This is a genomic window from Stenotrophomonas sp. I18B00994, from assembly GCF_014145825.1.
Classification (GTDB): domain Bacteria; phylum Pseudomonadota; class Gammaproteobacteria; order Xanthomonadales; family Xanthomonadaceae; genus Stenotrophomonas; species Stenotrophomonas maltophilia.
This window is the reverse complement of sequence record NZ_JACIUW010000032.1, coordinates 1-22813: the sequence shown is the minus strand read 5'-3', so window position 1 is coordinate 22813 and position 22813 is coordinate 1. Positions and strand designations below refer to the sequence as shown.

The 22813-nt window shown below is 66.5% G+C and carries 18 protein-coding genes and 1 pseudogene; 9 read left to right on the top strand and 10 right to left on the bottom strand.

The window, feature by feature from the left end:
• Window positions 1–28 precede the first annotated feature (28 nt).
• On the bottom strand, window positions 29–1327 hold the full coding sequence (gene hmgA / locus H4O10_RS21145) for a homogentisate 1,2-dioxygenase (protein WP_012481453.1): 1299 nt from the start codon (window positions 1325–1327) through the stop codon (window positions 29–31).
• Window positions 1328–1412: 85 nt separating this feature from the next.
• Complete coding sequence (gene hppD / locus H4O10_RS21140; protein WP_005411340.1) at window positions 1413–2525, bottom strand: 4-hydroxyphenylpyruvate dioxygenase; 1113 nt, start codon at window positions 2523–2525, stop codon at window positions 1413–1415.
• Window positions 2526–2654: 129 nt separating this feature from the next.
• On the opposite strand from hppD, the gene H4O10_RS21135 reads away from it, so the two are divergent.
• Window positions 2655–3149 (top strand): MarR family winged helix-turn-helix transcriptional regulator, encoded by a 495-nt coding sequence (locus tag H4O10_RS21135; protein ID WP_043034279.1) that lies wholly within the window; start codon window positions 2655–2657, stop codon window positions 3147–3149.
• Between the two features lie 375 nt (window positions 3150–3524).
• Window positions 3525–4580, top strand: a complete 1056-nt coding sequence (locus tag H4O10_RS21130; protein WP_033833882.1) for a PDDEXK nuclease domain-containing protein — start codon at window positions 3525–3527, stop codon at window positions 4578–4580.
• Between the two features lie 31 nt (window positions 4581–4611).
• Here the strand turns inward: H4O10_RS21130 and H4O10_RS21125 are convergent, their stop codons facing one another.
• The 4 genes from H4O10_RS21125 to H4O10_RS21110 all read right to left on the bottom strand — a co-directional run bounded on the left by H4O10_RS21125 (window position 4612) and on the right by H4O10_RS21110 (window position 9155).
• Window positions 4612–5751, bottom strand: a complete 1140-nt coding sequence (locus H4O10_RS21125) for a hypothetical protein (RefSeq protein ID WP_180845658.1) — start codon at window positions 5749–5751, stop codon at window positions 4612–4614.
• 222 nt (window positions 5752–5973) lie between these two features.
• The gene (locus tag H4O10_RS21120) at window positions 5974–6579 is read right to left on the bottom strand and encodes a thioredoxin family protein (RefSeq protein WP_033833884.1); all 606 of its coding nucleotides are present in this window, start codon (window positions 6577–6579) and stop codon (window positions 5974–5976) included.
• Window positions 6580–6598: 19 nt separating this feature from the next.
• Entirely contained in the window at window positions 6599–8098 is a 1500-nt protein-coding gene (locus H4O10_RS21115) for an oligopeptide:H+ symporter (protein ID WP_005411345.1), read from the bottom strand.
• A 181-nt stretch (window positions 8099–8279) separates the two neighbouring features.
• On the bottom strand, window positions 8280–9155 hold the full coding sequence (locus H4O10_RS21110; RefSeq protein ID WP_005414712.1) for a tryptophan 2,3-dioxygenase family protein: 876 nt from the start codon (window positions 9153–9155) through the stop codon (window positions 8280–8282).
• Between the two features lie 335 nt (window positions 9156–9490).
• Here H4O10_RS21110 and pdhA point away from each other — a divergent pair, with 335 nt between their 5' ends.
• The 4 genes from pdhA to H4O10_RS21090 are packed head-to-tail and all read left to right on the top strand — an operon-like array spanning window position 9491 to window position 13376.
• The gene (gene pdhA / locus H4O10_RS21105) at window positions 9491–10573 is read left to right on the top strand and encodes a pyruvate dehydrogenase (acetyl-transferring) E1 component subunit alpha (protein WP_005411347.1); all 1083 of its coding nucleotides are present in this window, start codon (window positions 9491–9493) and stop codon (window positions 10571–10573) included.
• Window positions 10566–11633, top strand: coding sequence for an alpha-ketoacid dehydrogenase subunit beta (locus H4O10_RS21100; protein WP_005414714.1), 1068 nt, complete (start codon window positions 10566–10568; stop codon window positions 11631–11633). The genes pdhA and H4O10_RS21100 overlap by 8 nt, the downstream gene beginning before the upstream one ends.
• Window position 11634: 1 nt before the next feature.
• The gene (locus tag H4O10_RS21095; RefSeq protein ID WP_005411349.1) at window positions 11635–11988 is read left to right on the top strand and encodes an SH3 domain-containing protein; all 354 of its coding nucleotides are present in this window, start codon (window positions 11635–11637) and stop codon (window positions 11986–11988) included.
• A complete protein-coding gene (locus H4O10_RS21090) occupies window positions 11985–13376 on the top strand; it encodes a dihydrolipoamide acetyltransferase family protein (RefSeq protein ID WP_049454145.1) in 1392 nt (463 codons plus the stop codon). The genes H4O10_RS21095 and H4O10_RS21090 overlap by 4 nt, the downstream gene beginning before the upstream one ends.
• A 119-nt stretch (window positions 13377–13495) precedes the next feature.
• Here the strand turns inward: H4O10_RS21090 and H4O10_RS21085 are convergent, their stop codons facing one another.
• From H4O10_RS21085 to H4O10_RS21075, 3 genes are all read right to left on the bottom strand, one after another.
• Window positions 13496–13882 (bottom strand): VOC family protein, encoded by a 387-nt coding sequence (locus H4O10_RS21085; protein WP_049454147.1) that lies wholly within the window; start codon window positions 13880–13882, stop codon window positions 13496–13498.
• Window positions 13883–14131: 249 nt separating this feature from the next.
• Window positions 14132–14839 (bottom strand): YafY family protein, encoded by a 708-nt coding sequence (locus H4O10_RS21080; protein ID WP_049454149.1) that lies wholly within the window; start codon window positions 14837–14839, stop codon window positions 14132–14134.
• On the bottom strand, window positions 14839–15474 hold the full coding sequence (locus tag H4O10_RS21075) for an NAD-dependent dehydratase (protein ID WP_049454152.1): 636 nt from the start codon (window positions 15472–15474) through the stop codon (window positions 14839–14841). The genes H4O10_RS21080 and H4O10_RS21075 overlap by 1 nt, the downstream gene beginning before the upstream one ends.
• Window positions 15475–15580: 106 nt before the next feature.
• On the opposite strand from H4O10_RS21075, the gene H4O10_RS21070 reads away from it, so the two are divergent.
• Complete coding sequence (locus H4O10_RS21070; RefSeq protein ID WP_033833889.1) at window positions 15581–17119, top strand: GGDEF domain-containing protein; 1539 nt, start codon at window positions 15581–15583, stop codon at window positions 17117–17119.
• Between the two features lie 321 nt (window positions 17120–17440).
• On the opposite strand, the gene H4O10_RS21065 is transcribed toward H4O10_RS21070, so the two are convergent.
• Complete coding sequence (locus H4O10_RS21065) at window positions 17441–18367, bottom strand: DUF808 domain-containing protein (protein WP_005411357.1); 927 nt, start codon at window positions 18365–18367, stop codon at window positions 17441–17443.
• Window positions 18368–18565: 198 nt separating this feature from the next.
• Here H4O10_RS21065 and H4O10_RS21060 point away from each other — a divergent pair.
• Both H4O10_RS21060 and H4O10_RS21055 read left to right on the top strand, forming a co-directional pair.
• Window positions 18566–20221: pseudogene (locus tag H4O10_RS21060) on the top strand (AarF/UbiB family protein); the annotation flags it as partial.
• 243 nt (window positions 20222–20464) lie between these two features.
• Window positions 20465–22570: a phosphoglycerol transferase I gene (locus H4O10_RS21055; RefSeq protein ID WP_032967261.1), complete on the top strand. Its 2106-nt coding sequence runs from the start codon at window positions 20465–20467 to the stop codon at window positions 22568–22570.
• The last annotated feature ends 243 nt before the right edge of the window (window positions 22571–22813 follow it).

Genomic DNA, 22813 nt, shown 5'->3' with positions numbered 1-22813 from the left:
CTTAATCCCCTCCGTCCCCTTTTTAGGGTCAGCGGAAGTTGTTGCGCAGGCCGTTCCAGCACTGCTGGTAATCGCCCTGGCGGTGGCCAGCGGCCAGCGCCTGTGCGGTCGGGCGGATCACTGCGCGGGTCTCGAACATGAAGGCCATCGTGTCCTTGATCACATCGGCCTTGGACAGATCGGCACTGGAGGCCTTGTCGAAGGTCGGCGCGTCCGGGCCGTGACCACTCATGCAGTTGTGCAGCGAGGCGCCACCCGGGACGAAGCCTTCGGCCTTGGCATCGTAGGCGCCATGAACCAGGCCCATGAACTCACTGGCGATGTTGCGGTGGAACCACGGCGGACGGAACGTGTTCTGCGCCACCAGCCAGCGCGGCGGGAAGATCGCAAAGTCCATGTTGCTGGTGCCCGGGGTGTCGCTGGGCGAATGCAGCACCAGGAAGATCGACGGATCCGGGTGGTCGTAGCTGATCGAACCGATGGTGTTGAAGCGGCGCAGATCGTAGCGGTACGGCGCGTAGTTGCCGTGCCAGGCCACCACGTCCAGCGGCGAATGGTCGATCGGCGCACGCCACAGGCGGCCCTCGAACTTGGCGATCAGTTCGAAATCGCCATCGACGTCCTCGAACGCCGCATGCGGGGTCTCGAAGTCGCGCGGATTGGCCAGGCCGTTGGATCCGATCGGGCCGAGGTCGGGCAGCTTCAGCAGCGCACCGTAGTTCTCGCAGATATAGCCGCGGCTGGGGCCATCGGGCAGTTCAACGCGGAAGCGCACGCCGCGCGGGATCACCGCGATCTGCTGCGGCTCGATCTCGATCACGCCCAGCTCGGTCAGAAGGCGCAGCGCGCCCAGCTGCGGCACGATCAGCAGCTCGCCGTCGGCGTCGTAGAAGTAGCGGCCGACCATGTCGCGGTTGGCAGCGTATAGGTGGATGCCCACGCCGGCATGCGCATCGGGCGAGCCGTTGCCACCCATCGTGTACAGGCCTTCGACAAAATCGGTCGGCAGCTCCGGCAGCGGCAGCGGGCTCCAGCGCAGCTGGTTCGGTGAAGCCGGCTGTGCGCCGAAATCACACTGCAGCTGCGACTGCGCGAACGGGGTGAACTCGCCATGGGTCACCGCCGGGCGGATCCGGTACAGCCAGCTGCGGCGGTTGCTGCCACGCGGCGCGGTGAAGGCGGTGCCGGTCAACTGTTCGGCGTACAGGCCGTGGGCCACCTTCTGCGGTGAGTTCTGCCCGACCGGCAGCGCGCCGGCAACGGCCTCGGTGGCGAATTCGTTGCCGAAGCCGGACTGGTAGCCGCGGGCGGTGATGGCGGGGGACATGGGAACTCCAGAGATTGCCGGCCAGCGGCCGGCACGACCATTCGGACAGGCAATGCCGGCGGGACGCCGACATTGCCTGCAGACCTTACAGCACGCCGCGGCGGATCTGGTCGCGCTCGATGCTCTCGAACAGTGCGGTGAAGTTGCCTTCGCCGAAGCCTTCGTTGCCCTTGCGCTGGATGATCTCGAAGAAGATCGGGCCGATGCAGTTCTGGGTAAAGATCTGCAGCAGCTTGCGCTGGTGGGTTTCCGGATCGGCATCGATCAGGATCTTGTTCTTCGCCAGGCGCGGCACGTCTTCACCGTGGTTCGGCACGCGCTGGTCGATCACGTCGAAGTAGGTCTCCGGCGTATCGAGGAAGTCCACGCCCTGCGCGCGCATCGCTTCGACGGTCTCGTAGATGTTCTCGGTGAAGCAGGCGATGTGCTGGATGCCCTCGCCCTTGTACGCGTCCAGGTATTCGTTGATCTGGCTCTTCGGGTCGGACGATTCGTTCAGCGGGATGCGCACGATGCCATCCGGCGCGGTCATCGCCTTGGACACCAGGCCGGTCTTCAGGCCCTTGATGTCGAAGTAGCGGATCTCGCGGAAGTTGAACAGGCGCTCGTAGTAGTCCGACCACTGCTGCATGTTGCCGAAATACAGGTTGTGGGTCAGGTGGTCGATGAAGGTCAGGCCGAAGCCCACCGGGTGCAGGTCGGCACCGGCGATCGGCTCGTAGTCGCCGTCATAGATGCTGCCGGCGCTGCCGTAGCGATCGACCAGGTACAGCATGCAGTCGCCGATGCCCTTGATGACCGGCGCGCTGACCGCCTTGCTGTCCGGCTTGAAGGCGATGGCTTCGGCGCCGTTGCCCAGCGCGGTCTGGTAAACCTCCTGGCCCGGCTTCTTGAAGCGGATGGCGAAGCCGCAGGCGCACGGACCGTGCTTCTCGGCGAAGTCGGCGGCGAACGAATCGGGGTCCTCATTGACCAGGAAGTTGACGTCGCCCTGGCGATAGACGGTAATCGGACGCTGCTTGTGCTTGAGCACCGCGCTGAAGCCCATCTTCCGGAAGTACTCGTGCAGCTCCTGGCCACGGCCGGCCGGGGCGGCGAATTCGACGAACTCGAAGCCGTCGATGCCCATCGGGTTCTCGAAGGTGGTGACCTGCATGCCGGGGTTGGGATGCGAGGCGGTCGGGACTGCGGTATTCATGGCGTGGCTCCGAATCGGTACCGCATCGGTACAAACCAGGTGCGGGCAGGTAGGGACCCGGCGAGAATGCAGGGTCTGGACCTACCCCTTATAGTTACACTTGAAACCACCAGCAAGGTGCACCGCAACATGAGCCCCGCCGATCCCGTCTCGACCCGCCTGCGTTCCTCGCACGTCCTGCTCGACCTGGAACAGTTCCTGCCGTACCGGCTGAGCGTGCTGTCCAACCGGGTCAGCGGCAACATCGCCAAGCTATACGGCGATCGTTACGGTCTGGCGATTCCCGAATGGCGGGTGATCACCATCCTGGCGCTGTACCCGGGCTCCTCGGCCAGCGAGGTCTCCGACCGCACGGCGATGGACAAGGTGGCGGTCAGCCGCGCCGTGGCCCGCCTGCTGGAGCGCGGCTTCATCAAGCGCGAGACCCACGGCGACGACCGCCGCCGCTCGGTGCTGGCGCTGTCGGCAGCCGGCTTCGAGGTGTACGAGACCATCGCGCCGATGGTGATCGAGATCACCCGCAAGCTGATGTCGGTGCTGAGCGAAGAGGAAGAGCAGGTGCTGGAGAAGCTGATCCTGCGCCTGGCCGGCGAAGGCCTGGAGCGGATGGGCGAAGGCGTCTGAAAGAAAAAGGGGACGGAGGGGATTAAGTCGTTTTGGGCCCCAAGTCGCGGGTGCCGATCCCGGCCGGTAGCGGAACAGTGGCTGGGCGATTGTCGTCCGCCCCCTTTGATCTGACGGGACCCGCTTCTTGGCGGACTGCGGACCGACCGCGAACGATGCCATCGGACGCATTCACCTTCCGCAGATCCCGTCCTGAAGTGTCGCCCTCGCCCAGCAGCATTTCCGCATTGTCCCGATACGGCCCGTTTCCGCCAGGCTGGTGTATCGAAACGGGCTGATCCAGTGAATTCTCCTATTGGACTGCTCACGTGTGCGGCCGGACGGTAAACGTTCAACGGGTATCAGCCCGGCCATCCACGTCGAACGGGCTCCCTCATGGATGACTCGCGTTCAACGTCGCCGCATGGCCAGGAATTGCTGGCCGATCTCAGAGAGCTGATCTGCGCAGCGCGCAGCAGGATGCACAGGTCCATCAACGCCGAGTTGACGCTGCTGTACTGGCGAATCGGTCGTCGCATCCATGTTGACCAGATGGCGGGGCAGCGTGCGCGTTACGGCGAGGTTCTCTTCACCCGGATCGCCAAGGCGTTGTCTGCCGAGTTCGGCACATCCTTCGGTGAGAAGAGCCTGCGCCGGATGGTGCAGTTCTCCATCGCATTTGCAGACGAGCAGATTGTCGTATCGCTGATACGACAATTGAGCTGGACCCATTTCATCGCGCTGATCCCACTGGCGGACCCACTCAAGCGCGACTTCTATGCACAGATGGCCGCCACCGAGGGCTGGAGTGTACGTACGCTGCGCCAGCGCGTCGATTCGATGCTGTATGAGCGCACGGCACTCTCCAGTCAGCCAGAGCAGACCATCGCCGAAGAGTTGGCGGCACTGCGCGGCAACCAGCAGCTGTCTCCAGGGCTGGTACTGCGTGATCCCTACGTACTGGACTTTCTTGGCCTCAAGGACAGCTGGGACGAGCAGGACCTTGAAACCGCGATCCTTCGCGAGATGCAGGGCTTCCTGCTTGAACTTGGCACGGGCTTCAGTTTCGTCGCCCGCCAGAAGCGCATCCAGATCGACGGCGATGACTTCCACCTGGACCTGCTGTTCTACAACCGGCGCCTGCGCAGACTAATTGCCATCGAGTTGAAGATCGGCGAGTTCAAGCCGGCCTACAAGGGACAGATGGAACTCTATCTGCGCTGGCTGGACCGGTACGAACGTGAGGACGGCGAGCAGGCGCCGTTGGGCATCATCCTCTGCACAGGGAAGAAAGCGGGCCAGATTGAATTGCTGGAGCTGGATCGCTCAGGCATCCATGTTGCGGAGTACCTGACCACGCTGCCCTCCCGGGAGGTCCTCAAGCAAAGATTGCAGACTGCCATGGAGCGGGCGCGGCAGCAGCTGCAGACCGCGGCGCCCGGCCTCCCGTAGATCTACGCCACGCGCGGATGGCGTTCATGCTTCAGCTCAGATGCTTGCGCCGTGCATGGATCCACGGCACCGCGAGCGCCGCGATGGCACCACCGGCGAAGCCGAGGGAAGCCGCAACCGTGGCTGCTTCGACCGCCCCCGGCAGCGCCAGCGCTGCCGCCACCAGCAGCAGCGACGGCAGGCCGACGAAGGTGCCCAGGAAGAAATGCCAACGCGGTGACCAGGTATTGAGCTGCAGCAGGCTGACCGGTTGCCAGGCTTCCGAGGCAGCGTCCTCGGCGATCTTCGCCACCGCCTTGGCCAGGTCCACTTCCGGCAGCGCGCGCCCCTGCCGTGCGGTCGCCAGCAGCTCGGCCACGGCCTCCACCGGCGGGAAACTGGACGGCCACGCGACCGGCGCCGGCACGCCATACGCGGTCAGCACCGGCACGCTCAGCCACGGCGCCACCAGCGGGCGCATGCGACGGCGGCCATGCACGCACCAGATCTGTTGCTGCCCATGCGCGGTGACGCTGTACAGCGCCAGTTCGTTGGCCGGCGGGTAGCCGAGCATGGTCACCCGCGCGGCCAGGCTGTCCTGCCCCATCGCGCGCAGGAAGCCGGGGCGGCTGCGCCCTTCCTGCATCCACGCCAGTCCCAGCGCACCCACCAGATAGGCCTCGGCCACGTCCTTGCTGCCAGCGGTGGCGCGTTCGTCGCTGGCCAGGTACCAGGCCAGCGATTTCGGTTCGGCGACATCGTCCAGGCCCCAGCGGCTGTCGTCTCCCAGCACATGGCGCACCGGCAGGCGCGCGGGCGCGGTTTCGCCACGTTCGCCGGGTTGCAGGAACGGCAGCACGCCCTGGATGAAGGTGGACAGCTCGATCGCACGCACGCCGTGCCCCTGCCACTCCGGTGGCAGCAGCCCGGCCAGCTGGCCATCGGCGGCCAGCGCATCAAGCCGGGACTTCTGCTCGACCAGCGTCTGCACCGCCCCCTTCAGCACCACGTTGTCGGGCAGCGCGATCTGCGGCAGGCGATGACGCGGCGGCGCCAGGTCGACGGTGGCCTCGCCGGTTCCGGTGTCATCCAGCAGCGCCGCCTGCGGCGGCAAGGTTACGCCCTCGCCTGCTCCACCCTCGGCCAACTCACTGGCGGATTCGGGCAGTCGTTCGGCGTGGTCGCTGTGCATGGGCGTTCCGGAAGGTTGCATCGACGGGATGTCGACTGAGGTCCTTGCCGGTAACGGCGAGCGCGTTGCGATATTGAGATGCCGATTCCGGGAATGTGACCGCAACCACAGTAGATCCACGCCATGCGTGGATGCACTTCTGTGCCGACCAACGGTCGGCACCCACCGGAGATGGCGGTCAGCGGTCGGCCCACCCCTGCCGGCCAGCGGCCGGCACTACCCCTATTCCGGTTTGTCAGGTGCCCATTGTTTCAGGAACGCGCTCACCCGTGCCGGCTGGAAGGCTTCGCCCCTGCGCAGTTCGCCGGTGGCCTGCGAGACCAGCAGGCTTCCATCGGCATCGAGTACCAGCAGGTATGGGTAGTCGCGCTCCATCACCGGGAACTGGGCGAAGAAGGCGGTGTTGGGCTGCTCGTCGCTGGCGTTGACCTTCACCCACACGTAGTGGGCATCGCGGAAGCGACGCAGGTCGCCGTTGCCTTCCACCACATCGTCCAGCGCGCGGCAGCGCTCGCAGGCGGCGTTGCCGACCTCCAGCAGGATGCGCTTCTTGCCCCGCTGGGCTTCCACCTTGGCGGTGGCCAGGTCATCGGCGGGGTTGCGGGCCGGGTCGAACTGCGCACCGAGCCCGGCGATGGCGGCGATGTCTGCCGCCACCGGGGTGTTGCCCGAGGCCACCGGTTCGCTGGGGTCAGCGACCGGTGGCTCGGTGGGTCGGGTATCCAGGGGCTGCGTGGGCTCGGCGGTGGCAGGCGGTTGCGGTTGGGAACAGGCGCCGATCAGCGCCGCACAGACCACCACTACCGCAGTACCGAGCTTGCTACGCATGCCTTCTACCCTCTCATCATTACTTGACGCCGTGCATCAGCTTGTTGATCAGCGGGGCGATCAGGAACAGCACCACGCCGGAGCCGATCAGGGCCCAGAACCCGAAGGTATACCCCTTCAGGGCCGACTCGACCGTCATGCCGCCTTCACCACTGACCACGCCAGCGAAGATGCCCGACAGGTTGTTGCCGATGCCGGTGGACAGGAACCAGCCGCCCATGCCGAAGCCGACCAGGCGCACCGGGGCCAGCTTGGTCACCATCGACAGGCCGATCGGCGACAGGCACAGCTCACCCACCGACTGGATGACGTAGACCATGAACAGGGTCCAGAACGGGATCTTGCCGTCCACGACCATCTGCGACAGGGCGAACATCAGCAGCGCGAAGGCGGCGCCGTTGAACAGCAGGCCCAGGCCGAACTTGCGCGGGATCGACGGATTGGCGCGGCCCATGGCCACCCAGATCCAGGCGATCACCGGGGCCAGGGTGATGATCGCCACCGAGTTGACCGACTGGAACCACGCGGTCGGGAAGGTCCAGTCACCGAACTGGCGGTTGACGATGTTCTCGGCCAGGAAGGTGAACGAGCTGCCGGCCTGTTCGAAGAACATCCAGAACATCACGTTGAAGGCGAAGATGATCAGCATGGCGATCACGCGGTCGCGCTGCACCTTGCCTTCGCGGATGCCCTCGACCAGCAGCAGGACGGCCAGCGCGGTGAACATCGCACCCAGGATCCAGGCCAGCGCGGTGGCGCCGGTGGCCAGCAGGAAGTACGCGACCGGGATGGCGACCACGGCACCGGCCAGCACCATGATGATGCGGCCGAAACCTTCAGCGCCGGCCGGCGGTGCACCGATGCCCTTCAGGCCGGCACGACCGATGTAGAACCACACCAGCGAGATCAGCATGCCCACGCCCGAGGCGATGAACACGACCTTGTAGGACGGCATCGCGTCGGTACCGAACACCTTGCGGGCCAGGTACTCGGTCAGCACCGGGGCGATCATCGCGCCGATGTTGATGCCCATGTAGAAGATGGTGAAGCCCGAATCGCGGCGCTCGTCCTTCAGCCCGTACAGCTTGCCGACCATGGTCGAGATGTTCGGCTTGAACAGGCCGTTGCCGACGATGATCGTGGCCAGGCCGAGCTTGAAGATGTGCTCCTGCGGCAGCGAGATCATGAACAGGCCGGCGGCCATGATGATCGCGCCGGTCAGGATCGAGCGCTGGTAGCCCAGTACCCGGTCGGCCACGTAGCCACCGAAGATCGCCGCGGCGTACACCAGGGCCAGGTAGGCGCCGTAGATGCGGCTGGCGTCGCCTTCACCGGCAGCGCTGCCGTTGTAGAACTGGGCGACGATGTACAGCACCAAGGCCCAGCGGATGCCGTAGAACGCAAAGCGTTCCCAGAACTCGGTCATGAACAGCATCCACAACGGGCGCGGGTGGCCCAGCGTGGTCTTGAAGTCCGGCAGCGCCGGCTCTGGGGTGTTCGCAGTGGCGTTTACGCTCATGCGGATTTCCTGGTTCGGTGGATGACGAGCACGTCCGCTGTGCAGTTGGAGCAACGCGCGAGGATCACCGACTTCTGGCGTTCACGTCAAATACACGCCGTTTGAGGCAGGTGCCAGCCTGCTCGCTGAACTTGCATCTGAAACGATCCAGCCGCCGGCCGCGATCCAAGCTGAATACGGATCAGGCCTGTTCTGCCGGGGGCGCGGCCTGCAGGCTGGTGCGCACCTGGAACAGCTCGGGGAAGAAGGTCAGCTCCAGTGCCTTGGCCAGGAAGCCCACGCCGGACGAGCCACCAGTGCCGCGCTTGAAGCCGATCACCCGCATCACCGTGCGCATGTGGCGGAAGCGCCACAGCTGGAAGGCGGTCTCCAGGTCCACCAGGTCCTCGCACAGCGCGTACTCGCGCCAGTAGCGGTCGGTGTCCTGGTAGATGCGTTCGAAGACCGGCTGCAGGGCGTCGTCGGCCACGTGCGGCTGGGTCCAGTCGTGGGCCTCGTAGACCGCCGGCACGGCATGGCCGAAGCGGGCCAGGTACTTCAGGAATTCCTCGTACAGGCTGGGCGCCTCCAGCACGGTGCGCAGCTGCGCCTGCCCGGCCGGGTCGTGCTCGAACACCTGCAGCATCTGCGCGTTCTTGTTGCCCAGCAGGAACTCGATGTAGCGGTACTGCAGCGACTGGAAGCCCGACGACGGGCCCAGCACGTCGCGGAAGCCCATGTATTCGGAAGGGGTCAGTGTTTCCAGCACCGACCACTGCTCGGTCAGCTGGCGCAGCACCTGCTTGCTGCGCGCCAGCACCTTGCGGCACTGCCAGACTTCATCGCGCTGCAGGAAGCCGATTGCGGCACGCAGCTCATGGCCCAGCAGCTTCAGCCACAGCTCCGAGGTCTGGTGCTGGATGATGAAGAGCATCTCGTCATGGTGCGGCGGGCTGGACAGCGGCTGCTGCGCGCTGAGCAGCTGGTCCAGCCGCAGGTAGCCGCCGTAGGTGAGGCGTCCCTGCAGGTCGGTGTGGATGCCGGCTTCGAGATCGCGTTGGTTGTTGTCGACGGACATGGGCGGGACCAGATCGGGGGCGGCAAGGGTAGCGCGTTGCCGCCGCGCTGGCAGCCGCCGGGTCCATACCGGGGCGTGCGGTTGGCCGTGGAGCATCGGCCGATCGCAGGCCTGCGCGTGGAACCGTCCAGGCCGTTGTACTGGTGGTCAGCCTGAGGCGTATTCTGATGCTTTGCAGCAACGACTGAATACGTTGTTGTTATTGGCCCCCCACCCGCCGGCAGGGGTAAAACGGGGAATCCCCGTGTTGCGGCGCAGGAAGGCTATTCCGTACGCGTTCCTTAACATGGCGATTCATATCATTTGTAACTTCTCTGTCGAAGGTGCAGTACGCAATGACGGTTGCCGCTGAATTCAAGATCGAATACCTGCAGTACCTGGATACGGACGGCAAACTCGTCCGCGATGACCTGCCCGCGTCGCTGCGCGACCCCAAGGTCCTGGTACCGCTGTTCAAGCAGATGCTGTTCGTACGTACGTTCGACAGCAAATCCATCGCACTGCAGCGCACCGGCAAGCTCGGCACCTATGCCGCCTGCCTGGGCCACGAAGCCGCACACGTGGGTATCGGCGCGGCGATGCAGAAGGACGACGTGTTCGCGCCTTCGTACCGCGAGTATGGCGCGATGTTCATGCGTGGCGTGCGCCCGCACGACGTGCTGATGTACTGGGGCGGCGACGAACGCGGCAACGATTACGGCGGCAACGCGGCCAAGGACTTCCCGTTCTGCGTGCCGATCTCCACCCAGTGCCTGCATGCCGCAGGCGCCGCGCTGAAGTTCAAGCTCAACAAGGAACCGCAGATCGCGGTGGCGGTGTGCGGCGACGGCGGCAGCTCCAAGACCGACTTCTACGCAGCACTGAATTCGGCCGGCGCCTACAAGCTGCCGCTGATCCTGTGCATCGTCAACAACGGTTGGGCCATCTCGGTTCCGCGTTCGGCCCAGACCGGTGCCGAAACGCTGGCGCAGAAGGGCCTGGCCGGCGGCCTGCACTGCCTGCAGGTGGACGGCAACGACCTGATCGCGGTGCTGGCGGCCATGGAGCAGGCGCGCGAACGTGCGCTGGCCGGCGACGGCGGCACCGTGCTGGAACTGATGACCTACCGCCTGTCCGACCACACCACCGCCGATGACGCGCGCCGCTACCGCGACGACGCCGAAGTGAAGGATGCCTGGCAGCGCGAGCCGATGCTGCGCCTGCGCAAGTACCTGATCAACGCCGGTGTGTGGAGCGAAGAAGAGGAAACCGCCTGGGTCGCCGAGTGCGGCACGCGCGTGGACGAGGAAGTGAACCTGTACCTCAACACGCCGGTGCAGCCGGTCGAGGCGATGTTCGACTTCCTGTATGCCGATCCGCCGCCGGACCTGCTGGCCCAGCGTGCCCAGGCGATCGCCCTGGAGAAGCGCCATGGATGAGATCAAGAACGGCGCGCCCGGCGCGCACACCAACGCCGCCGACAGCGCTGCGGTCGCGCGCGGAGAAGAGAGCATGACCACCACCCCGATCACCCTCATCGAAGCCATCACCCAGGCGCTGGCCTGGGAGCTGGAACACGACCCGTCGGTGCTGGTGCTGGGCGAAGACGTGGGCGTCAACGGCGGCGTGTTCCGCGCCACTGCCGGTCTGCAGCAGCGCTTCGGCTCGGACCGCATCCTCGACACCCCGCTGGATGAAACCACCATCGCCGGCCTGACGATTGGTCTTGCCGCGCAGGGCATGAAGCCGGTGGCCGAAGCCCAGTTCGATGGCTTCATGTACCCGATGGTCGACCATATCGTCTGCCACGCCGCACGCCTGCGTTACCGCACGCGTGGCCGCCTGCACTGCCCGATGGTGCTGCGCGTGCCGTGGGGCGGTGGCATCCGCGCGCCGGAACACCACAGCGAAGCCAACGAGGCGATCTTCACCAACGTGCCGGGCCTGCGCGTGGTGCTGCCGTCGTCGCCGCAGCGTGCCTACGGCCTGCTGCTGGCCGCGATCCGTGAGCCGGATCCGGTGATCTACATGGAGCCCAAGCGCATCTACCGCCAGTACAAGGAAGTGGTCGTCAACGACGGCGAAGCCTTGCCGCTGGACGTCTGCTTTGTGCTGCGCGACGGCACCGACGTGACCCTGGTGACCTGGGGCGCGCAGGTGAAGGAAGCGCTGGAAGCGGCCGACAAGCTGGCCGGCGAAGGCATCAGTGCCGAAGTCATCGACGTGGCCACGCTGCGTCCGCTGGACTTCGCCACCATCGCCGAATCGGTGGCCAAGACCGGCCGCTGCGTGATCGTGCAGGAGGCCCCGAAAACCGCGGGCTTCGGCGCCGAGATCGCCGCGCGCCTGGCCGAGGAATCGATCTACGACCTGCTGGCCCCGGTCGAGCGCGTCACTGGCTACGACACCCACATTCCGCTGTTCCGCCTGGAAATGAAGTACCTGCCGAGCGTTGAGCGGATCGTGGCTGCGGCCAAGCGCGCGGTGGCGGCCGGCTGACATGCGGGCCCGCCTTCTGGGGGCTTACCGCAGCCAGTATCCCAACCCGCTCCGGTTCCACACCGGCCAGATCGTCGAAGTAGGTGTCCGTGACGAGGAATGGCCGGCGTTTGCCTGGGTACGCACCAACGATGGGCGCGCTGGCTGGGCGCCCATCGCCTGGTTGCAGCTGCTGGACGAGGGTCGCGCCGAAGCGCTGTGCGACTACGACGCCCGCGAGCTGGATGTGGAAAGCGGCGAGATGGTGAAGCTTCATCACGAACACGGCGGGTGGTGGTGGTCCGAGCGCGCCAATGGCGCGACGGGTTGGCTGCCGGCCCGCGAACTGGAACTGCTGGAAGAGAACTGCAAATGAGCCAGACCAAGAACTTCAACCTGCCCGACCTGGGCGAAGGCCTGCCGGACGCGACCATCGTCGAGTGGTTCGTAAAGGAAGGCGATGTGATCAAGCTGGACGAGCCGCTGGTGTCGATGGAGACCGCCAAGGCCGTGGTGGAAGTGCCCTCGCCGTTCTCCGGCAAGGTGCTGAAGCTGTCCGGCGGTGCCGGCGACATCATCCCGACCGGTTCGGTGCTGGCCAGCTTCGAACTGGACCCGAACCTGCCGCAGCGTGCCGACGGCCAGGACACCGGCCACAGCCATGGTCATGCCGCACCGGCCACGCCGGCTGCCGCACCGACCCCGCCGCCGCTGCCGGCTGCGCCGGTCGCTGCGGAGGAAGCCAAGCCGGCCCCCGCCGAGCGTGACGACGCCGGTACCGTGGTCGGCGCCATGCAGAGCTCCAACGCCGTGCATGCCGAACAGGCGCTGGCCGTCGGTGGCGTCAAGGCCGTGCCGGCCGTGCGTGCGATGGCGCGCAAGCTGGGCGTGGACCTGAGCCGCGTGGCCGCTACCGGGACCGATGGCGCGGTCACCATGTCCGACGTCAAGCAGGCCGCCGCCAACGGCACCGCCAAGCTCGGCGCTGCTCCGGCACCGGTTGCCGCTGCTGCCTATGCCGCGCCGGTCCCGGCGCAGGTGTCTGCCCCGGTGCAGAGCGAAGCCCGCACCCCGCTGTCCGCCGCAGGCAAGCCGATGCGTACCCAGCCGCCGGGCGTGGTCGCCAAGGGCCAGCCGGAACCGCTGAAGGGCGTGCGCCGCAACATGGCACGCGTGATGGCCGATGCGCACAGCAAGGTGGTGCCGACCACGCTGAACGACGACGCCGACATCCACGCCTGGCTGCCGGGCAACGACGTCACCGCGCGCCTGGTGCGTTCGATCGTGGTCGCCGCGCAGAAGGTGCCGGCGATGAACGCCTGGTTCGACGGTGAAGCGCTGACCCGCACCCTGCACGCACAGGTGGACATCGGCATCGCCGTGGACACAGACGACGGCCTGTTCGTGCCGGCCCTGCGCAATGCCGACATGCTCGACGCACGCGGCATCCGCGAAGGCGTCAATCGCCTGCGCGAGCAGGTGGAATCGCGTTCGATCGCCGCTTCGGAACTGAGTGGCTACACCATCTCGCTGTCCAACTTCGGCATGTTCGCCGGCCGCTACGCGACCCCGGTCGTGGTGCCGCCGTGCGTGGCCATCGTCGGTGCCGGCCGTGCCCGCCACCAGATGACCCCGGTGATGGGCGGCGTGGAAGCGCACAAGGTGATCCCGCTGTCGGTCACCTTCGACCACCGCGCGGCCACCGGTGGCGAAGCCGCCCGCTTCCTGCGCGCAATGATGGACGACCTGGCACTGGCCAGCTGATCCAGCTGATCGGTGGGTGCCAACCTTGGTTGGCACATGAACGGGAAAAAAGCCGGGCACTGCCCGGCTTTTTTTGTGCCCGCATCCACGCATGGCGTGGATCCACAAAATGCCCGCGATCAATCGCGAGCGACCATACCCTCGGCGCGGCTGTAGACACGCAGGCGGTGCCCGTCAGGATCCGCTCCGACGAAGGTGTGGCCGAACTCCAGCGTCACCGGCGCCTGCAGGATCTCCACACCAAGAGCGCGCCACGCATCGTGCATCTGCTGCACGGCGTCGGGGTTGGCCGTCACCATTGCCAGTTCGGCGGCGCCGGCCTGCGCGGACACCGGAGGCTGCACGTCGTCGCGTTGCCACAGGCCGAGTGCGGCGCCATCGCCGAGCAGGAACAGGGCGAAGCCGGGCGACTGCTCGACCGGCGGCTTGCCGAGGATGCCGCCGTAGAAGGTGGCGCTGGCGGCGACGTCGCGCACGTACTGCAGCAGGGTGCTGGGCGTGAACATGGGGAAGCTCCGTTGTTGGGAGCGCTCATGGTGGTATGGGCCTGCTGACAGATTCTGTCAGTAGCGGCGAGCGTGCTTGACTGCTGTTGCCACTGCCCTGGTAGAGGTCGAGCTTGCTCGACTGCTGTTCGCGAAGATCAAAGGCGGTCGAGCAAGCTCGACCCCTACCAGGAGCAGAGAGCAAAAGCCGCCAACCCATCGCACCAGCAGCAGAAAGCGAAGTGCAAGGACGGTCGAGCAAGCCCGACGCTACGAACGGTCCAGCCAGTCCGGTGCGATGCCCTGCGCCTTCTGCCAGCGTCGCAGCAGGGTGGCGCGTGGCACGAGGTAGTGATCCTCCAGCACACGCGCCTGGCGGATGCGGTCCAGACGGAAATGGCGGAAATCCTCGCGGCTCTCGCACCACGCCGCCAGCATCGGCACCTCATCGAAGTAGCCCAGCGCGAACGGCCAGACGATGCGCTCGCTGCGCTGGCCGTGCGCATCCTCGTAGCCGAACTTCAGGCGCTGCTGTGAACCCACTGCTTCGCGCACGGCCTGCAGACGCGCAGCCGGCACCTTGGCCGCAGCGCGCGAAGGGCCAACGCGCAGGCCACTGTCACGCAAAGCTTCCCGGCGCGCTGCTGGCAGCACATGCGCGATGCGCGCCAGGGCATCACGTGCGGCCTCGGCCAGCGCCGGCTCGGTGCGCGCGGCGACCCAGCGCAGGCCGAGCACCAGCGCATCGATCTCGGCCGGCGGCAGGGTCATCGGTGGCAGGGTGTCGCTCGGCGCCAGCTGGTAGCCAACGCCGGCCTCGCCACGCAGGTCAGCGCCCTGCTCACGCAGGGTCTCGATATCGCGGTACAGCGTGCGCAGGCTGATGCCCAGCGCTTCGGCCAGCGTCTGCCCGGCCACCGGCCGCCGATGGCGGCGCAGCAGCTGCAGCAACTGGGTCAGGCGCAGCGCACGTGACATCAGCCGACCAGTGCGCTCGATGCAACCACGTGCTCACCCGGCTGCGGGGCCAGCGCGGACTCGACCAGTGCCTTGGCGATCTCGCTCGCCGGGTTGATCCGCCACGCCCGTGGCAACACCGGCCCCAATGCATCCAACATCGTCAGGGCCAGGCGCTCGCCACGACGCACCTCGTTGCGCTCGCCCCCGATCAGCCCTGGACGAACCAGGGTCAACGCGTTGAAGCCCAGCGCGCGCAGGTCACGCTCCAGCTCGCCCTTCACCCGGCTGTAGAAGATCGACGACTGTGGATTGGCGCCGGCCGCGGAATTCAGCACATAAGTCTGTGCACCCTGTGCCTGCGCCAGGCGGGCGAAGGCCAACGGGTAGTCATGATCGATGCGATGGAAGGCCTCGCGGCTGCCGGCCTGGGCAATGGTGCTGCCGAGCGCGCAGATGACCGCGTCCACGCGCGCCCATGCTGGCGAAGTGGGCAACGCGTCGAAGGCCAGTACCGGGTTCTCCAGCTTCCGGTGGGTCATGCCCAACGGGCGGCGGGTGGGCGCCACCACGTCACTGCAGCGCGGGTCGTCCAGCAGCCGGGGCAGGGCCAGCCCGCCGACCAGGCCGGTCGCCCCCAGCAACATCACGCGCATCACCACCTCCACTGCGGCATCCTGTCGCCCATCCTAGCCGTTCAAGCCGTCGGCGGCCGCGCCGATATGCTGGAACCAGTCCCTGCCAACCCCCAGGATTCGCTCCATGACGGACCAGCCCGACCACCGCCCTGCCCCCGGTACCGCCCTTGGGCCGCCGGCACGCGTGCGCGCGGTGGTGGACGATGGGCTGGGCGACCGCGTGGTACTGCAGGGCGGTGGTGCCGTGGCACTGCAGCAGCTGTTCGCCGGCGCCGACGCGCCGGAACCGCTGCTGGCCGCCTTCGCCAACGGTATGGCCACCCTGCCCGGCGAACTGGGTGACATGGGCGACCGCCTGCAGTCGGCGCAGGCCAGTGCCGATTGGCCGCGCTACGGGCGCGCGATGCGGCAGCTGATCGACAAGTACATCCGCACCATCGAACAGCATTCGCCGGACGGACAGCCGGAAAGCCTGCGCCTGTCCGAGCAGCTGCGGCTGCTGCTGGGTGGCGCGGTGGTGGCCCTGCTGCAGCACGACCCGGATCTGCGCGAACAAGCGCAGGCGCTGGCCACGCGCCTGCGCCAGTGGCAGCCGGGTACCGCACTGGAGCCGATCGAACAGGGCGTGCGCGAACTCGGGCACCAGGTCGGCGTGCGTGCCGAGAGCTGGCAGGAGCAGCAGGCGCTGCTGCTGGAACTGTTCGCGCTGCTGTTGGAAAACGTGAGCGAGCTGCTGGACGACCGCAGTTGGCTGCAGGGCCAGATCGCGGCGGTGCGCCAGCTGCTGGACGGGCCGCTGGAAGCCGAGGCAGTCGAGCGCACCCGTGCCGAACTGCGCGAAGTGATCTACAAGCAGGGCCTGCTGCGCCAGGGCATCGACGATTCGAAGGCGGCGATGCGCGGGTTGATGGGCGAGTTCATCGAGCGCATGGATGGCATGGCCACCAGCACCGGCGAATACCACGACCGCATCGGCAGCTACGCACTGCAGCTGCGCGAGGCGCGTAGCATCGCCGACCTCAACCAGCTGCTGCAGGACGTGATGCGCGACACCGGCAAGGTACAGCAGCAGGCCGCGCAGGCCCGCGATCACCTGGCCAATGCGCGGCAGGAAGTGGAACGCGCCGAACAGCGCATTGCCGAGCTGGAGCAGGAACTGCGTGCCGCCGGTGACCTGGCGCGCATCGATCCGCTGACCCAGGCGCTGAACCGCCGCGGCCTGGACGAACTGCTGCAGCGTGAACTGGCGCGTGCTGCGCGCAACAACTCACCGCTGGGCGTGGCGGTGATCGACCTGGATGATTTCCACCTGACCAACGAGGCGCACGGCCACGCCGGCGGCGATGCGTTGCTGCAGCACCTGGTGGCCGTTTGCAGGCTGCTGCTGCGCGCCACTGACGGCATCGCACGGCTGGGTGGCGACGAGTTCGTGCTGGTGCTGCCGGAAACCCAGGGTGCCGACAGCATGGCCACCGTGCAGCGCCTGCAACGCTCACTGGCGCACCGTGTGCTGACCGTGCAGGACCGGCGCGTGCCGGTGCACTTCAGCGCCGGGCTGGCGCAATGGCAGCCGGGCGACGATACCGAGGCTTTGCTGCGCCGTGCGGATGACGCGTTGTATGCGGCCAAGCGACAGGGCAAGAACCGCGTGCAGGCGGGCTGACCGTCCGGCCCGTCGCGAACTGCTTTGGTAGGTGCCAACCTTGGTTGGCACGCGCGCCAAACAAAGCGCCGACCAAGGTCGGCCTCTACCGGGGAACCCGCCGGCGATGATCCCGACCCCCCTGAACCGCTTTGGTAGGTGCCAACCTTGGTTGGCACACGCGGGAAACGAAGCGCCGACCAAGGTCGGCCTCTACCTGGGAACCCGCCGGCGACGATGCCGACCACCCTGAACCGCTTTGGTAGGTGCCAACCTTGGTTGGCACACGCAGGAAACGAAGCGCCGACCAAGGTCGGCCTCTACCTTGCGACCCGCCGGTGATTACTTGCCGCGCAGCTTCTGGAACCCGGTCACGGCCGCGAGCACGATGGCGCCGGCGATGATGCCGACCACCATGTTACCCACCGCGCTGACCAGCCAGCCCCACTGCCCCTCGCCGCCCATCGCCTGTACTGCGTGGTGCAGCGCCGGTACGTTGTGCACCAGGATGCCTCCGCCCACCAGGAACATGGCAATGGTGCCGGCCACCGACAGGAACTTCATCAGCCACGGCGCCGAGGCCACCAGGCCGCGACCGAAGGCGGCCACGGCCCCACCCTTGCGCGACAGGTACAGGCCGACGTCATCAAGCTTCACGATGCCCGCCACCAGCCCATAGACGAAGACCGTCATCGCCAGTGCAACCACGGCCAGCGTGACCAGCTGGTTGGTGAACGATGCCGTGGCGACCACGCCCAGGGTCAGTACGATGATCTCGGCCGAGAGGATGAAGTCGGTGCGGATCGCGCCTTTCACCTTGTCCTTCTCCCACGCCACCATGTCCACCTGCGCGTCGGCCAGCGCCTTGCGCCGCTCGGCCTGATGCTCGGCGTCGTCCTCGGCTGAGTGCAGGAACCGGTGCGCCAGCTTCTCAACGCCCTCAAAGCACAGGAACGCGCCGCCGATCATCATCAGCGGCACGATCAGCGGCACGTTCCAGCCGCGGCTGTGCAACCAGGCCTCCAGCGCACTGATCGCCAATGCTGCGGGCACCAGGATCACCTTGTTGACCAGCGAGCCCTTGGCCACCGCCCACACCACCGGCAGTTCGCGGTTGGCGTTGACCCCGGTGACCTGCTGCGCGTTCAGCGCCAGGTCGTCGCCCAGCACGCCGGCGGTTTTCTTCGCCGCGACCTTGGTCAGGACCGAGACATCGTCGAGGAGGGTGGCGATATCGTCGAGCAGGGCGAACAGGCTGGCACCGGCCATGGGAAGTCCAGAGAGAGAATGAGCGGATTCTGACCGATCCGGTGTGGACTGCGGAAGACGTCGGATTCACCGCGTGCCCACCGCCCCCCGGCGACACTGCGGAATCCGGACATTGCCGGCCCGTGGCCGGCGCTACCTGTCTTCGTCGCATGGGAGTTCCGCTTGAGCAATCCGCCCACCGCCAATGGCAATCCTCCGCTGGTCAAAGGCATGAACCGGCGCAGCCAGATCCTGCGCCTGCTGATGCGCTATCGCCATTCAGGGGTGTTCTCGGGCATGAACCTGGATGCCGCAGGCAATCCAGCCGACGTTCCCGCGGACGGCAACCCGGAACAGTTCGTCAGCGATCTGGAAGCGCTGGGCCCGACCTTCGTCAAGCTGGGCCAGATGCTGTCCACGCGCCCGGACATGGTGCCGGTGGAGTTCGCCACAGCCCTGGAGCGCATGCAGGAAAAGGTGGCCGAGATTCCGGTCGAGCGCATCCATGCGATCGTCGAGCAGGAGCTGGGCGCACCGGTGAACAAGCTGTTCGCCTCATTCGATCCCGAACCGCTGGGCTGTGCCTCGATCGCGCAGGTGCATCGCGCGGTGCTGCACGACGGACGCCAGGTGGCAGTGAAAGTGCAGAAGCCTGAAGTGGCTGCACAACTTCGCTCGGACCTGGAGGCGCTGCGCAGCTTCGCGCTGGCCGCCGACCACCTGACCCAGGTGGGCCGCCGCGTGCGCCTGCGCGACTGGCTCAACGAGTTCGCAAAGACCCTGATGCAGGAGCTGGACTACCACGCCGAGGCCGAGAACCTGGCCCGTTTCGGCCGACACCTGAAGCCGTTCCGCCGCCTGTGGATTCCGCAGCCGCTGTGGGACTACAGCAGCCAGCGCGTGCTGACCATGGAACTGGCCACCGGCGTGCGCGTGGATGCGATTCCCGATGTGCGCCGCACCGAACAATCGATGGACCCGCTGGCGGCGGCGCTGATCCGCGGCTACCTGGACCAGATCTTCGTGCACGGCGAGATCCACGCCGACCCGCACCCCGGCAACCTGCGGGTGATGCCCGATGGACGGCTGGCGATCTTTGACCTGGGCATGGTCGCGCACATGCCGCCGCGCCTTCGCGAGCGGCTGCTGAAGATCCTGTTCGCCGCAGTCGATGGCCGTGGCGAGGAAGTAGCCGACGATCTGATCAGCATCAGCACGCGGCTGGAGGCCTTCGACGAAGAGCGCTACCTGCGCGAGACCGGCCAGCTGATCGCGCGCTACGCCGCCAGCGGCAGTTTCTCCGAAGGCCGCGTGGTGCTGGACATGGTGCGCATCGCCACCGCCTGCGGACTGCGCACCCCGCCGGAACTGAGCCTGCTCGGCAAGGCGCTGCTCAACCTGGAAACCGTATGCCGCTTGCTGGCACCGGACCTGGATACCCGCCGTATCGTCGAACGCCAGCTGCAGCACGTGATGCGTGCACGCCTGAAGAAGTCCCTGTCGGCAGCCAACATCGCCAGCGAGGCGATGGAGCTGCAGCAGCTGCTGCGCGATGGGCCGCGCAAGCTGTCGGACATCATGGCGCTGCTGGCCGAGAACCGTCTGCAGATGAAGGTGACGGGCCTGGAAGAATCGCGGCTGATGGAGAACCTGCAGAAGATCGCCAACCGCGTGGCGGCCGGCATCATCAGCGCGGCATTGATCATGGCCGCCGCGATGATGATGAAGATCGACACCGGCTGGCATCTGTTCGGCTACCCGCTCATCGCCCTGATTCTGTTGTTCATCGGCGTAGTGCTCGGCCTTGGCATCGTGACCAGTGCATTGCTGTTCGATCGTCGCGCGCGGGCACGCGAAGAGCGCGGGCATCGCTAGCGAATCTACAAAAAACCCGTATTCATGCGGTTTTTAATGCAATCCAACGAAGCCTTTCACGCTCGTTTTACCTTCTGAGCGCGATTTCGCGCGCGTCATTTCAACAAACATTTCAGTCAGGTTCGTGCATGCACTATCGGGTCATCGGCCTGTCACATGCATGTGCTTGCGGCAGCGCCGGTCGGATGGACACGCGTCGGTACGACGTCCATCACCACCACCCCGTCACTGCCGAAGCTGCCTATGCTCTGGATACTGCTGCTGTCGTTGTTGCTGCTGTGCTGGTTGTTCCTCGCGTCCGGCAAATGGGTGTGGTGGAAGGCCAGTGCGTTCTCGCTGCTGCTGCTCACGCTCAGCGCATGGTGGCTGATCGACAAGCTGTCCGGTGATGGGCTCAACGCCGCCACGCTGTACCACCTCGGCGCCGACATGGAAGGCGCCGGAGTCTCCGACTTCAAGGGCTACATCGCCGGCTTCATCGTGCTGGCGCTGGTCTCGCTGCTGCCGCTGTTCGCCACGCGGGTGAAGCGCTGGCGCCGGCCCGGCCACGGTGGCGCGCTGTTCGCGGGCTTCGCGGCCGTGTGGGTGGCCACGATCATGATCAGCCCGCTGGCCCGCGACGGCCAACGCCTGTACCAGCAGCTGCGCCCGGTCGACTTCGCCCGCATCGCCCCCGAATACCAGGTACCGACGCAGCCGCTGCAGCGCCCGCGCAACATCGTCTGGATCTACGGCGAGAGCCTGGAGCGCACCTACCTGGACGAAAACGTATTCCCGGGCCTGATGCCCAATCTCAACCGGCTGGCGTCCGAGTCGCTGGACGTGCGCAACCTGGCCTCGGCCGAGGGCAGCGGCTGGACCATTGCCGGCCTGGTGTCGTCGATGTGCGGCGTGCCGCTGACCACTTCGCAGGGCGATGAGAACAGCATGGACCGGATGGGCAGCTTCCTGCCCAAGGCGGTGTGCCTGGGCGACTACCTGAAGCAGCAGGGCTATACCAACCATTACCTGGGCGGGGCCAACGGCCAGTTCGCCGGCAAGGGCCAGTTCCTGGCCAGCCACGGCTTTGACGAAGTGCATGACCTCGCCTGGTTCAAGCAGCAGAAAAAGATCGGGCGCATCCACTACTCCGCCTGGGGCGTGCACGACGACGTGCTGCTGGATACCGCCTACCAGCGCTTCGAACAGCTCTCGCGCGCCGGCTCGCCGTTCATGCTCACCACGCTCACCATGGACACCCACCACCCGGCGGGCCACCTGCCGGTGTCGTGCAAGGGCGAGCGCTACCAGAGCCAGTACGGCAACATCAACATGCTCAACGCGCTCAAGTGCAGCGACCGGCTGATCTCGCAGCTGGTCGAACGCATCCAGGCCAGCCCGTACGGCAAGGACACGCTGATCGTGATCGCCTCCGACCACCTGGCGATGCCCAACGATCTGACCCACATCCTGACCCGGCAGAAGCGCGAGAACCTGCTGCTTTTCCTGGGCGATGGCATTGCCCCGCAGCAGCTCAGCGCCGACGCCGGCACCACCCTGGATTCGGGTGCGACCCTGCTCAGCCTGCTGGACCCGAACCTGAAGACGATGGGCTTTGGCCGTTCACTGATCGATACCCAGCGCGCGCCCAGCGCCAGCGTGGCCACCCAGCGTGATGGCGGCCGAGACTACCCGCAGTACCTCGCCTTCGCCCGCTCGCTGTGGCTGGGTGAGCCGACCCGCGAACTGAGGATCGACGGCGACGACCAGGTGGTGGTCGGCCTGCAGCACGTGCAACCGCCGGTGCTGCTGGAATATGACAAGGACTGGGGATTGAAGTCGGTGTATCTGGAGAACACCTCGCGCCAGTTTGATGATGCAGACCCGGACAACACCCTGGCCTATGTCGACCGCTGCACCGCGTTCGAGGATGGCTCGGCCGATGGCGACTGGTGCGCCCTGCTGGTCAACCGCGACAACGGCATCAAGCTGTACCGTGACAACGACCTGCGTGGCGGCATTGCCGTGGACGCACCGCTGGACGCATTCCAGGGCCCGCGCCCGAGCGTGCGCCAGGCGCACATGATCACCCAGAAGGGTCGCCGCACCCGCGCCGGCCAGTACATGCTGCAGCTGGTGGCGAGCACGCGCCCCGATCGTGGTTTCTGGATCGAAGCGGTGTCCTCGCAGCGCAAGGTGGTGCTGGCCCAGCAGTGGGTGCAGCCCGATGCCAACGGCAAGATCAACGTGTCGTTCGGGCTGGACCACGAAGTGGATGATCTGGAAATCCGCGCGTGGTTGAACCATGCCGAGAAGCTGGCAGTGGATACGTTCGCACTGGTGCCCTCGCGCGGCCGACCGCGGGGGTAGGGTTCTTTGCAGGGCTGCGCCCTGCACCCGTGGTAGTTCCGGCCGCTGGCCGGCCACCTCAGAAGCAACGGCAACAGCGGGCATTCCGTGGTTTGGCGGGGTGGGTCCGGTTGCGAGGGACGCTGCAAGTCCCCCTTCCGGGGCCCGGCCCAGCCGCTGGCGGCTGTGCGTTCGGGCGCTTGCGAAGCAGTGCTTCGCAAGCAAAGCGCCCTCACCCATGTAAGCTCGGTCGCCGCATCCATG